This window comes from Streptomyces sp. NRRL B-1347, from assembly GCF_000720325.1.
Classification (GTDB): Bacteria; Actinomycetota; Actinomycetes; order Streptomycetales; family Streptomycetaceae; genus Streptomyces.
Genome location: NZ_JOJM01000011.1, coordinates 90,490 through 103,241, shown reverse-complemented (window position 1 = coordinate 103,241; position 12,752 = coordinate 90,490). Strand labels below are relative to the sequence as shown.

Below are 12,752 nucleotides of genomic sequence, written 5' to 3'. Positions count from 1 at the left end.
AGCCGCGCTACACCCCCGCGGCCCGCGCCGCCGCGTACAGCTCTGCGGCGACGTCCTTGAGCTCCTGCGCGTCGCGCACGCTCGCCTGGACGTCGATGAGGATCTCGTCCAGGCCCACCGCGGCGTGCGCGGCCAGGTCCTCGGTGATCTGCTCGACGCAGCCCTGGAACGGCGCGCGCCGTTCGCCGTCGTAGGCCTTGGGCGTGTACTGGGGGTTCACGCGCAGCACGGACCGGACGGGCTCCTCGCGGCCGCGCTCGGCGGCCGTCTCCCGGACCCGCCGCCACTGCGCGGCGAGCTTGTCGGCGCCCGTGCCGATCGGCATCCAGCCGTCCGCCCGGTCCACCAGGCGGCGCAGCGCGCGCGGGCCGTTCGCGGGCAGCAGGATCGGGATGGGCCGCGCGGGCTTCGGGCCGACCTCCGACGGCACGATCCGCGTCAGCCCGCCCTCGTACGCCACCGGGTCGGGGCCCCACACCGCCCGGCACACGTCGATGACCTCGTCGAGGACCGCGCCGCGCCGCTCGAAGGGCGCCACCGACGAGGCCGCGTACTCGTCCACGGACCAGCCGGTGCCGAGGCCCGCGACCACCCGGCCGCCGCTCGCCGCGTCCAGCGAGGCGAGCGAGCGGGCCAGCTGGAACGGCACGTGCAGCGGGGCCACCAGGACGCTGGTGCCGAGCCGGGCCCGCTCGGTGGCCGTCGCGGCGAGGGCCAGCGTGACCAGCGGGTCCGCGACCGAGCGGTAGTCGTCGGGCCAGGGCAGTCCCGGGACGCCGTACAGGCCGTGCGCGGCGGGCTCGGGGAACAGGACGCGCTCGAAGACCCACACGCTGTCGAAGCCGGTCCGCTCGGCGCAGCGCGCCACGTCCGGGACGTCGCGCCCCAGGTCCGCCCACTTCATCTGGGGCAGGCCGAGTCCGAGTCGGGTCGTCATCGTCGTCCTCCTGCGGTCGGGATCGCGCTGGCCGGTTCAACGTACAAAGAACGCGGGGGAGTTCCGGGGCGCCCGCCGTGCCGCCGGCCGGATCGGTCCGGCGTCAGTCGGGCAGCGGAGTGAGCAGCATCCGCCCCACGAGGCCCACCGCGCCGTCGAGCCGCTCCCGCAACTCCGCGGCGAGCCCGGGGAATTGGCGCAGTGCCCACAGGGCGCGCGCCGTCGACCAGGCGGTGTCCCGGGCCCGCTCCAGACTCCAGGAGCCCAGCAGATGGGTGAGCGGATCGGCGACCTGGAAGACGTCGGGGCCCGGCATCAGCTCTTCGCGGACGCGCTCCTCCAGCGACACGAGGATGTCGCCCACGCGGTCGAACTCGTCCTCCAGGTCGGCCGGTTCGCAGCCGATGGAGCGGCAGGTGTCCACCACGGCGAGCGCCAGGTCGTGCCCGATGTGCGCGTTCACACCCGCCAGGGCGAACTGCAGCGGCCGTACGCCGGGATGCCTCCGCAGCTGGAACAGCGGGCGCCAGCAGGCGGGCGGGCACCGGTCGGCGGCCACCGCGTCCACGGCCGCCAGATAGCGCTCGGCGAAGCGGACGTCCAGCGTGACGGCGGCCTCGACGTCCGGGAACGCGCCCGCGCCGACGTGCCGGCCGACCTCCTGAGTCACCGCGAGATACACGCGGTTGAAGACCGCGACGCCGTCCCGGCGCGGCCACGTCCTGTCAAGGGCGCGCATGCGCGCCACCACCGCGTCCACGCCGTGCGCCACCACGTCCACTCCGTGCGCCGGGTGAGTGCACTCGGCCAACCGCTCCAACCGCGCCATGGGGGCAGGGTCCCAGCCCTAGCCTGGCGCAGGGGTCCGCCGGGCGGGCGCTTCCCCAGAACGGGGGAACGAGCCCGCAAGGACCCCCCGGGGGAGCGGTACGAGGGGGGAGCGGGACGTGGGGGAGACACGTGCGCGCGGCCGCGGCGGGCGGCGGCGCGGCCTCGGTGGGATCACGGCGACGGCGACCCTGCTGGTCGCGGCCGTCGGAGTGCTGGCCGGGGCGGTGACCGTGGCAGGGGACGACGGGACGGGCGGGCACCGGAGCGGGACCGGGGCCGTGGAGGGGTCGCGGTCGGGCCCGGAGCCGTCGGGGCGCTCGTCGTCGGCGCGGCCTGCGCAGCCGCCGTCCGGTCGGGCCGCGGCGGGCGCCGCCGGCCGTCTGTACCGGCACGAGGGCGCTCAGGTCGTGGCGTGGGTGCGGGCCCACAGGGACGACCCGAGGAGGCCGCTGATCGCGTCCCGGATCGCCGCGCGGCCCGCCGCCGTGTGGTTCACCGACCCCCGGCCGTGGGCCGTCACGGCCCGGGTGCGGGCGGTGACGTCCCGGGCGGGCGACCGGGTTCCGGTGCTCGTCGCGTACGCGATCCCGAACCGCGACTGCGGCGGCCCCTCGCGGGGCGGCGCGCCGCACCTCGCCGCGTACGCCCAGTGGATCAAGCGGTTCGCGGCGGGCCTCGGTTCCCGCGAGGTCGTCGTCATCCTGGAGCCCGACGCCGTCGCGCTCGCGGACTGCCTGTCCCCGGGCGAGCGGTCACGGCGGTTCGCGGCCCTCGCCCGCGCGGGTGCCGTCCTGAAGCGGGCGAACCCCGCGGCGCGCGTCTACCACGACGGCGGGCACTCGGGCTGGCACCGGGCCGAGCGGCAGGCGGCCGCGCTGCGCCGGGCGGGCGCGGCGTCCGCCGCCTCCTCGGACGGGGTGTTCACGAACGTGTCCAACTTCCACCGCACGGCCGCCGAAGTGGCGTACGCGCGCCGGGTCCTCACCGCCCTGGGCGGGCCGCGCGGCCTCGGCGCCGTCATCGACACCAGCCGCAACGGCAACGGGGCCCCGGCGGACGGACGGTGGTGCGACCCCGCGGGGCGCCGCCTCGGCCGCCCGCCCACGCTGCGCACCGGCGAGGCCCGCATCGACGCCTATCTGTGGGTCAAGCTGCCCGGGGAGTCGGACGGGTGCCGGGGCAGGCCCGGCACCTTCTCGCCCGGCTACGCCTACGACTTGGCGCGCGGCTGAGCGGTGGGACCGGGACCGGCGTCCTCGCGGGTCCCGTCCGTGTCCGGCTCGTCGTACGACGACGTCCCCGAATCGAGCAGCGGCTCCTGGGACTTGAGGTGCGCGGGGGCGAAGGCGCGCAGCACGTGGTAGCCGGTGATCACCACGATGGTGCCGAGGGCGATGCCGCTGAGGGAGAAGGTGTCGGTGAACTTCAGCGAGACGTTGCCGACGCCGATGATGATGCCGGCGGCGGCCGGGACCAGGTTCAGCGGATTGCGCAGGTCGACCTTCGCATTGATCCAGATCTGGGCGCCGAGCAGGCCGATCATGCCGTACAGGATCACGGTGATGCCGCCGAGCACGCCGCCGGGGATCGCGGCGACGACCGCGCCGAACTTCGGGCACAGGCCGAAGAGCAGCGCGAAGGCCGCGGCCGCCCAGTACGCGGCCGTGGAGTAGACGCGGGTCGCGGCCATCACGCCGATGTTCTCGGAGTACGTGGTGTTGGGCGGGCCGCCGACCGCGGTGGACAGCATGGACGCGGCGCCGTCCGCGGAGATCGCGGTGCCGAGCTTGTCGTCCAGCGGGTCGCCGGTCATCTCGCCGACCGCCTTGACGTGGCCCGCGTTCTCGGCGACCAGGGCGATCACGACGGGCAGGGCGACGAGGATCGCCGACCACTCGAAGCTCGGCCCGTGGAAGGTGGGAAGGCCGATCCAGTCCGCGTGGTCGACCGCCGACAGGTCGAGGCGCCAGTGGTCGGTGACCTTGCCGGAGCCGTCCGCCGAGTGGATCTTGCCGAAGAGCGCGTCGAGGGCCCAGGACAGCGCGTAGCCGAAGATCAGACCCAGGAAGATCGCGACCCGGGACCAGAAACCCCGCAGGCACACCACGGCCAATCCGGTGAACAGCATGACGAACAGCGCCGTCCACTGGTCCTGCGGCCAGTAGGTCGCGGCCGTGACCGGGGCGAGGTTGAAGCCGATCAGCATGACGACCGCGCCGGTGACGATCGGGGGCATCGCCGCGTGGATGATCCGCGCGCCGAACCGCTGCACGGCGAGCCCCACCACGAACAGCGCCGCGCCCACCACGAACACCGCGCCCGTCACCGTGGCGCTGGAGCCGCCCTGGGCGCGGATCACGGCCGCCACGCCCACGAACGACAGCGAGCAGCCGAGGTAGCTGGGCACCCGGCCGCGGGTGGCGAGCAGGAAGATGACGGTCGCGACGCCCGACATCATGATCGCGAGGTTCGGATCGAGGCCCATCAGGACCGGGGCGACGAACGACGCCCCGAACATCGCCACCACGTGCTGGGCGCCGAGCCCGAACGTGCGGGGCCACGAGAGCCGTTCGTCGGGTCGGACGACGGCCCCGGGCGCGGGGGTGCGCCCGTCGCCGTGCAGTCTCCAGCGCACGCCGAGATCCATGGTGAGTTCGCTTTCTGTGCGCGGGACGAGCTGTGCCGTCGCGGATGACGGGCTGTGTCGTCGCGGGGGACGGGCTGTGTCGTCATGTGGACGATCAGCGTCGACATGTTAATGCGACGTAAGTGCGGATTCTCTCCGGCTCCTCCGGTACGGTGACTCGGCCAGGTCGATGAACTCCGTTCATGTATCTGATTGGAGTGATGCGTGCGATGCGTGCGATGAGCACGATGCGTGTGGTGGGTGCGATGCGTGCTCGTACCCGCTTGAGGGCCCTGCTGGCCGCGGCGGCCCTCACGGCCGCCCCGCTGGCCGTGCCCGCCGCCCCCGCCGCGGCCGCCGCCCGGCCCGAGGTCCCCGGCACCGCCGTCCTGGACGGTCAGCGCCTCGCCGCGGCCAAGCAGCGCCTCGACCAGGGCGACCCCCGGCTGCGGCTCGCTCTCCGGGACCTGACGGCCCGCGCCGACCGCTGGCTGGGCCAGGGCCCCTGGACCGTCGTCGACAAGCCGAGGCCCGCGCCCGGCGGCGACCCGCACGACTATCTGAGCCAGGCCCCCTACTGGTGGCCGACCCGGCCGAAGACCCCCGAGAACCCCTGGGGCTGCCCGTACGAGCAGCGCGACGGCGAGCGCAACCCCGAGGTCGACACCGGCACCGACCGCCGCGACGCGGAGAACGTCTTCGACTCCAGCTACGAGCTGGCCCTCGCCTGGTACTACACGGGCGAGCGGACGTACGCCGAGCACGCCGGGACGATCCTGCGCACCTGGTTCCTGGACCCGGCGACCCGGATGAACCCGCGCCTCGACCACGGCCAGTTCATCCCCTGCAAGTACGACGGCCGCGCCATCGGCATCATCGACTTCTCGCAGTCGTACACGAGCGTCCTGGACGCCCAGGCGATCCTCGCCGCAGGCGCCCCCGGCTGGACGCGGACCGACCGCGCGCGGATGACGGACTGGAACAAGGACTTCCGCGACTGGCTGACGCACAGCGACTTCGGCAAGCAGGAAGGTGCCGCGAAGAACAACCACGGCACCTTCTACGACCTCCAACTCGCCGCCCTGGCCTACGCCACAGGCGACGAGGCCCTCGCCCGGAAGACCGTGCGCGACGCGCGCGCCCTGCGCATCGACCCGCAGATCGCCCCCGACGGCAGCCAGCCGCAGGAGCTGGGCCGCACCCGCAGCTGGCACTACTCGACCTTCGACCTGGTCGCCTACGCCCGCCTCGCCGACATCGGCCGGCACGTGGGCGTGAACCTCTGGGCGCACCGGGGCCCCGCGGGGCAGAGCCTGGTCAAGGCCGTCCGCTATCTGCTGCCCGCCGCCACCGGGGAGCGGCCGTGGCCGCACCCCGAACTCGACTTCCGCAGGTACGCGGCGACCGACGTCGTGCACGCGGCCGCCGACGCGGGCGACCGGGCGGCGAAGGCCGCGGTGCCGAAGCTCGCGTCCCCGCCCGGCGGTGACCTGTGGGCGCTGCGGCCCGCGGCGGAGCAGCTGGACTCCATCGCGGGGTGAGGCCGGGGTGAGGCCAAGGGGGCCGGGGCGAGCCCCGGGTGAGGGCGCCTCAGCCCTTGCGGTCCACCGCGGCCGACTGCGGGGCGGGCGCCTGCGCGGACGCCCGCCCGTCCGTGCGCAGCACCCCGGCGAACGCCATGAGCCCGCACGCGAGCACGGTGACCAGGCCGAAGGAGGCGACCAGGCTCGTGGCGTCGGCGAGCGTGCCGATCGCCGACGGCGCGATCAGGCTCGACGTGTACGTGATGGTGGCGACGCCCGCGATGGCCTGGCTGGGGTTGGGCCCGCTGCGCCCCGCCGCGGCGAACGCCAGCGGCACGACGACGGCGATGCCGAGGCCCATCAGGGCGAAGCCGGTCATGGCGAGGGCCGCGTGCGGCGCCGTCACCACGAGGATTCCGCCGAGCGCGGCGAGCGCCCCGCCCACGCGCACCGTGCGCACCGCGCCGAACCGGTCGACGACCTTGTCGCCCGCGAACCGGGCGATGGCCATCGTCAGCGTGAAGCCGGTGGTGCACGCGGCGGCCAGGCCCGCCGACGAGTCGAGCACGTCCTTCAGGTACACCGCGGACCAGTCGAGGCTCGCCCCCTCCGCGAACACCGCGCAGAACCCGACCGCGCCGATGAGCAGCGCCGACTTCGGCGGCAGCGTGAAGCGCGGCGGCGCCTCCTCCTCCGGCGCGCTCCGCAGGTCGAGCACGCCCTGGCAGGCGACGAGACCGGCCGCGGTGAGCACCGCGGCGGCGAGCGCGTGGTGCACGCGGGCGTCCGCGCCCAGGTGTGCCGCGACCGTGCCGCCCGCCGAGCCGAGCAGGGCGCCCGCGCTCCACATGCCGTGCAGGCCGGACATGATGGACTTCTCCATGCGGGTCTCGACCTCGACGCCGAGCGCGTTCATCGCCACGTCCGCCATGCCCGACGTGGCGCCGTACACGAAGAGCGCCGCGCACAGCGCGGGCAGGTTCGGCGCGAGCGAGGGGAGCGTGAGCGCCAGCGTCCACAGCGCGAGCAGCCCGCGCAGCGCGGCGCGGGCGCCGAAGTGATGACTCACCCAGCCCGCGAGCGGCATCGCCACCGAGGCGCCGATCGCCGGGAACGCGAGCGCGAGGCCGAGCATGCCGGCGCTGACGTCCGCGTGGTCCTGGATCCACGGCACCCGGGTCGCGAACGACCCGGCGACCGAGCCGTGCACACAGAAGATGACCGCGACCGCGAGCCGCGCCCGGCTCAACTGCGGCTTGCTGTAAACCACTTGGCCCTGCCCCTCACTCATCCGACGCACCCCTCCACGGTCCCCTCCGGGACCGCCGCAGTAAACTATCAGGAACCCTGCCTGATAGAAGAGGGCCAGGGAACCGAATATCGCGCGCAGCACGGACGCCGCCCCGGCGGACCGGCGCGAGCGCTGTGGAAGGATCCGGCCATGCCCGCATCACCGAGCACCGCTCGGGCCATCAACGACCGGCTCGCGCTGCGCCTCCTGCAAAGCGAAGGCCCCTTGACGGCAGGGCAGTTGAAGCAGCTCACCGGACTGTCCCGGCCCTCCGTCGCCGACCTCGTGGAGCGGCTGCAGGACGCCGGCCTGATCACGGTCGTCGGCGAGGCGGGAGAGCGACGCCGGGGCCCGAACGCGCGCCTGTACGGCATCGTCGCCGACCGGGCCCAGCTGGCCGCGCTCGACGTCCGCACCGAGAGCGTCGCCGTCGTCGTCGCCGACCTGCTCGGCACGCCGCTCGCCGAGGCCTCGCTCCCGATGGACGACGGCACGGGCACCGGCCGTGCCGTCGAGCGGGCCGTCGCCCTCGTCGAGCGCACCGCGGCCGCGGCCGGTGCCACGCGCCTGCACACCGTCGGCGTGGGCGCCCCCGGCCTGATCGACCCCGCGACCGGCGACCTGCGCGACTCGGCGGGCCTGCCCGCCTGGCACCGCCGCCTGGTGACCGCTCTGACGGACCGGCTCCCGGCGCGCGTCCTGGTGGAGAACGAGACCAACCTCGCCGCCCGCGCCGAGCAGCGCGACGGCGCCGCGCACGACCGCGACACCTTCGTGCTCCTGTGGCTCGGCGCGGGCACGGGCGCGGCCGTCGTCCTGGACGGCGCGCTGCGCAGGGGCGCCTCGGGCGGCACCGGCGAGATCGGCTTCCTGCCGGTGCCCGGCACCGGCGGGCTGCCCTCGGCGACCGCCTGCGACGGCGGCTTCCACACGCTCGCCGGGTCGGGCGCGGTGGCGGACCTGGCGGCGGACCACGGCCTGAAGGCGGACCCCGAGCCGGGCGAGCTGCCCGCCGCCGCGCTGGTGCGGCACGCCGTGGAGACGGACCACGCGCCGTTCCTCACCGCGCTCGCCGACCGCGTGGCCATCGGCGCCGCGTCCGTCGCGGCCGTGCTCGACCCCGGCTGCGTGGTGCTCGGCGGCGAGCTGGGCCGGGCGGGCGGCGCGGCGCTCGCCGACCGGGTGGCGCGGCGCGTGGCGGCGATGTCGCCGCTGCGCACGGAGGTCCGGGCGAGCACCCTCGGCGGCGCAGCGGTGCTCCGGGGCGCGCTGCTCACCGCCCGGGACGCAGCCCAGGACGAGCTGTTCACGACGGGCGCGTGAAGACGGGCGCTGAAGACGGGGGCTTGAAGACGGGCATGTGAAGCGGCGGCCGACGCACGGCACCCCGGCCCGCGGGGAGGCGTGCGGGCCGGGGTGGGGTTGGAGGCCCGGCGGCGAGGCAAGGGCATGTCTTCCCGCCGCCGGGCGTCTGGGGGAGGGGCACCGAGCGCCCCGGTCGTCACGTCAGCAGGCTCCCAGGTCCTGCCAGACGCCCCACTGACCGGTGGAGCCGGGCTCCTCGCCCTTCGTCCACCACTTGGCCTTCCAGGTGTGCGACTTGTGGGACACGGTGGTCCCGGAGCCGTACTCCGACGTCGCGCTCCACGCGGGCGGGGTGCACTTGCCGGGCGGGTCCGTCGGCCCGGGCGGGTCCGTCGGGCCCGGACCCGTGCCGGGCTCGACCACCGTCGTGCCGCGCGCCAGGTCACCGGCGAGCGCGTAGGTCGTACCGCCGATGTTCACCGTCCAGTTCGACGGCGTCGACACCGGCAGGTAGTAGTTGAACGACAGGTCCACGGACGCGCCGGGCGCAAGCGTCTGCCAGGCGGGCAGCTTCAGCGAGACGCGGTGGAAGTCGCCCTTCAGACCGCCCACGTTGTTCCCGGTGTGGCCGCTGCTGATCACCTTCGTGCCGAAGCCGGACTGGTCGGAGGCGTTGGCGGGGGCCGAGGTGGAGTAGTCGAACTGGAACTCCGTGCCGCCGGGCAGGGTCGCCTTCGTGTTGTTGGTGATCTTCAGCTTGGGCGTGATCGGGTAGTTGGAGTCGCCGAGCTTGAAGTCGCCGAACTCCACCCCGATGTCCACGGCCTTGGCGGGCAGGTCCTTGCCCGCGACCTTCGCGCCGTAGGGGGCCGCCGACTTGAACTTGTCGTACATCGCCGTGGTGAGCGTGTCGCCGATCTCGTACTGGCCCTTGGCGGAGTTGTACGTGTAGTCACCGGCCAGTTCCCACACCATGGTGCCGCCGATGCCCTTGTCCACGACGTAGTCGGCCTTGGCCTTCACGGACTGCTCGTCCTCGGTGGACAGGAACACCTTCTTGTCGGCGTTCCACAGCCAGGGCGCGACCAGCGTCGAGTCGTACTTGCGGGCGTAGGTGCCGGTGAGCTTGGTGTCGGCGGGGAAGCCGTACTTGGTCACGTAGTCCCCGACGACGCCCTTCTCCAGGTTCTTGGCGTGCCACATCGGGTTGGAGCCCGCCGGGGACTCCTTGCCGTTGTCGTCCTTGTCGTGCCACAGGTTGTCGATGCCGACGGCGCCGTCACCGCACTTGGTCAGGCCGGAGCCCGCCGGGCAGTTCGTCGTGGCCGCCTTGCCCCACAGGCCGTCCGTGCCGCCCTGCACGTTCTTGAAGCCGCGCGTGTAGTACGGAAGGCCGATGTTGATGCGCCCCGCGGGCATCGAGCCGCGGAAGTAGTGGTACGCCCAGTCGGTGTTGAGGTAGCCGATGCCGCCGTACTGCTGGCTGCCGTACACGCCCGCGGCCGTGAGCTCGTTGTCCTTGCCGTCGTCGTACAGGGAGGCGTTCGGGCCCACGTACTCGTTCCAGGCGCCGTGCAGGTCGTACGACATGATGTTGACGTAGTCCAGGTACTTCTGGACCTGGAAGGTCTCCATGCCGCGCAGCAGATAGCCGGAGGAGGGCGCGGCGACGGTCAGCAGGTAGTGCCTGCCGTCGGTGGCCCCGGCCTTGTCGAGCTTCTCGCGCAGCGTCTTCATCAGCACCGCGTAGCCCTTGACCAGGCCCGCGCGGCGGCCGTTGGCGAGCTGCCAGTCCAGCGGGTTGCCCGCGTCCTTCATCGTCGTCGGGTACTCGTAGTCGATGTCGACGCCGTTGAAGCCGTACTTCCTGATGAAGTCGACGGTCGAATCGGCGAAGGTGTTGATGCCCGCCTGGTTCACCGAGCCGTCGGCGTTGGTGGCCATCGAGTAGAAGCCGCCGGAGTTCACGCGCTTGCCGTCGTCGCCGAAGTAGCCGCCGGTCTCGGCCCAACCGCCCACGGAGACGAGGGTCTTGACGTTCGGGTGCTTCTTCTTGAACTTGTTCAGGAGGTTGAAGTGGCCCTTGTAGGAGAACCCGGGGTCCATCTCGGCGCCCGCGACGCCCGGCCACGTCATGCCGGTGGCGGCGTTCTTCTCGCCGTCGGAGCCGACGGAGATCTTGTTGTCCTTGTTGACGTGCGCGAAGGCGTAGTTGAGGTGGGTGACCTTGTCCCAGGGGATGTCGGACGCCAGATAGGCGGGCTCGCCGTTCTTGCCGGTGCGCCAGCCGGTGAAGTAGCCGATCACGCGGCGCTGGTGGTCGGCGCCCATCTTCTCGCGGCCGTCGGCGTCGTAGACGGAACAGTAGGGGACGTCGACGCCGGGGGTCTTGTAGAGGCCGTCGGGTCTGCACGACTCGTTCGCGGCGGCGTCCTTGGGATCGGCGGCCTGCGAGGTCGTCGCGGCGAGGGTGCTCAGGAGCAGACCGGCGACGGCGGCGCCGGCGAGGAGCGTGGTTCTCGCCCGAGTGGGGGTGGGCACGTTGTTCCTCCTGGGGAGGCTCGGTGTCGCACAACGAACGGGGATGGCGGCCCACGATGTGCGCACACCGGGCGGGCCTTTCCGCAGAGTGACGCAGACGTTAAAAGGACTAGACCAGAGCGTCAATAGGTATGGACCAACCCGCTTGCGGAGGGGGATTCGCCATTTCCGGAGGGGTGGTCGGCGGAATCCGGTCAGAACGGGGCGACATGATCCGGCCGAGCCGCGCCGGGAGTCGCGCGGCGTCCGCTGTGAGCCAGCCCACAGAAGGTGGCCCGCACGGTCGCTACCGGGCGTGGCACACTGGCTGCGTACCAAAAGCAGCGCACTCCGGGGTCGGTGTAATTCCGAACCGGCGGTTACAGTCCGCGACCCGGTCACCTCCAGTGGCCGGTTGACCAGGTGAAATTCCTGGACCGACGGTGAAAGTCCGGATGGGAGGCAGTGCGCGGCGAGCGGGCACACCTCCGTGTGCCGTGTCGTCGTAGTGGCTTGTTCCTGACACGGGACAGGTCCCTTCCGGCGTCTGCGGCCCCGTGTGCTCCCGCTCGTACGTTCTCGTCGTCATCGACGTGCCCCGGAGTCCGTGCCCGAAGAGGCAGGAGGACCCGGTGGCCACCCAGGCCGAAGCAGCCGCCATGCGGCACGCGCTCGCACTCGCCGTGCGCGGACTCGGCTTCACCAGCCCCAACCCGGTCGTCGGCTGCGTCGTCATCGACGCCGCGGGACGCACCGTCGGCGAGGGCTACCACCAGCGTGCGGGCGGCCCGCACGCCGAGGTCCACGCCCTGCGCGCGGCGGGCGACCTGGCCCGCGGCGCCACCGCCGTCGTCACCCTCGAACCCTGCAACCACACCGGCCGCACCGGCCCCTGCGCCCAGGCCCTCGTCGACGCCGGGATCGCCCGCGTCGTCTACGCGGTCGGCGACCCGAACCCGCAGGCCACCGGCGGCGCGACCACCCTGCGCGCGGCCGGCGTGGACGTCGAGGCGGGCCTGCTCGAGGCCGAGGGCGAGGCGGCCAACGCCGCCTGGCTGACCTCCGTGCGCCGCGGCCGCCCCCACGTCACCTGGAAGTACGCCGCCACGCTCGACGGCCGCACCGCCGCCGCCGACGGCAGCAGCCGCTGGATCACCTCCGCCGAGTCCCGCGCCGACGTGCACCGCCTGCGCGCCGAGTGCGACGCCGTCGTGGTCGGCTCCGGCACCCAGCGCGCCGACGACCCGCACCTCGCCGTCCGCGGCGTCGAGGGCGCCCGCCAGCCGCTGCGGGTCGTCGTCGACACCCACGGCACCGCCGTGCGCCCCGGCGCCCGCGTCCTGGACGACGCGGCCCCCACGCTGATCGCGGTGGCCGCCGACGCCGCGCCGGTCCCGTCCGGTGCCGACACGGTGCGGCTGCCGCGCGCCGCGGGCGGCCTGGACATCGCGGCGCTGCTCGCCGCGCTGCACGCCCGCGGCGTGCGCTCCGTCCTGCTCGAAGGCGGCGCCACCCTGGCCGGCGCCTTCGTCGCCGCGGGCGCCGTCGACCGCGTCGTCGGCTATCTCGCGCCCGCCCTGCTGGGCGCGGGCCCCGCCGTCCTCAGCGGCGGCGGAATCACCACCGTCACCGAAGCGTTGCGGCTCGACATGACCGAAGCCGTCCGCGTCGGACCCGATCTGCGGATCACCGCGACCCTCGCAACGAAGGAGCACTGAG

Annotated in this window: 9 protein-coding genes and 1 riboswitch; of the genes, 4 read left to right on the top strand and 5 right to left on the bottom strand. The window is 73.7% G+C overall.

The features are described 5' to 3' along the window. Window positions 1-7: 7 nt before the first annotated feature. Window positions 8-937 carry an LLM class F420-dependent oxidoreductase gene (locus IG74_RS0113120; RefSeq protein WP_030674780.1) on the bottom strand — a complete coding sequence of 310 codons (930 nt, stop codon included), beginning with the start codon at window positions 935-937 and terminating at the stop codon, window positions 8-10. 103 nt (window positions 938-1,040) lie between these two features. Beyond that, complete coding sequence (locus IG74_RS0113115) at window positions 1,041-1,766, bottom strand: DUF5995 family protein (protein ID WP_420709884.1); 726 nt, start codon at window positions 1,764-1,766, stop codon at window positions 1,041-1,043. Window positions 1,767-1,884: 118 nt separating this feature from the next. On the opposite strand from IG74_RS0113115, the gene IG74_RS0113110 reads away from it, so the two are divergent. Then, complete coding sequence (locus IG74_RS0113110; protein ID WP_420709883.1) at window positions 1,885-3,000, top strand: glycoside hydrolase family 6 protein; 1,116 nt, start codon at window positions 1,885-1,887, stop codon at window positions 2,998-3,000. On the opposite strand, the gene IG74_RS0113105 is transcribed toward IG74_RS0113110, so the two are convergent. Continuing rightward, the gene (locus IG74_RS0113105; RefSeq protein WP_030674770.1) at window positions 2,979-4,415 is read right to left on the bottom strand and encodes a uracil-xanthine permease family protein; all 1,437 of its coding nucleotides are present in this window, start codon (window positions 4,413-4,415) and stop codon (window positions 2,979-2,981) included. The genes IG74_RS0113110 and IG74_RS0113105 overlap by 22 nt on opposite strands. A 245-nt stretch (window positions 4,416-4,660) precedes the next feature. Between IG74_RS0113105 and IG74_RS0113100 the strand changes: the two genes are divergently transcribed. Beyond that, window positions 4,661-5,935, top strand: coding sequence for an alginate lyase family protein (locus tag IG74_RS0113100; RefSeq protein WP_030674767.1), 1,275 nt, complete (start codon window positions 4,661-4,663; stop codon window positions 5,933-5,935). Window positions 5,936-5,984: 49 nt separating this feature from the next. Here IG74_RS0113100 and IG74_RS0113095 read toward each other — a convergent pair whose 3' ends face one another. Continuing rightward, the gene (locus tag IG74_RS0113095; protein ID WP_037825231.1) at window positions 5,985-7,208 is read right to left on the bottom strand and encodes an MFS transporter; all 1,224 of its coding nucleotides are present in this window, start codon (window positions 7,206-7,208) and stop codon (window positions 5,985-5,987) included. A gap of 150 nt (window positions 7,209-7,358) precedes the next feature. Between IG74_RS0113095 and IG74_RS0113090 the strand changes: the two genes are divergently transcribed. Further along, window positions 7,359-8,531 (top strand): ROK family transcriptional regulator, encoded by a 1,173-nt coding sequence (locus IG74_RS0113090; RefSeq protein ID WP_030674761.1) that lies wholly within the window; start codon window positions 7,359-7,361, stop codon window positions 8,529-8,531. A gap of 183 nt (window positions 8,532-8,714) precedes the next feature. Here IG74_RS0113090 and IG74_RS0113085 read toward each other — a convergent pair whose 3' ends face one another. Further along, window positions 8,715-11,054 (bottom strand): chitinase C-terminal domain-containing protein, encoded by a 2,340-nt coding sequence (locus IG74_RS0113085; RefSeq protein ID WP_030674758.1) that lies wholly within the window; start codon window positions 11,052-11,054, stop codon window positions 8,715-8,717. Window positions 11,055-11,375: 321 nt separating this feature from the next. Further along, window positions 11,376-11,506, top strand: a riboswitch (FMN riboswitch). 159 nt (window positions 11,507-11,665) lie between these two features. Here IG74_RS0113085 and ribD point away from each other — a divergent pair. Next, a complete protein-coding gene (ribD, locus tag IG74_RS0113080; protein WP_030674755.1) occupies window positions 11,666-12,751 on the top strand; it encodes a bifunctional diaminohydroxyphosphoribosylaminopyrimidine deaminase/5-amino-6-(5-phosphoribosylamino)uracil reductase RibD in 1,086 nt (361 codons plus the stop codon). Window position 12,752: the final 1 nt, after the last annotated feature.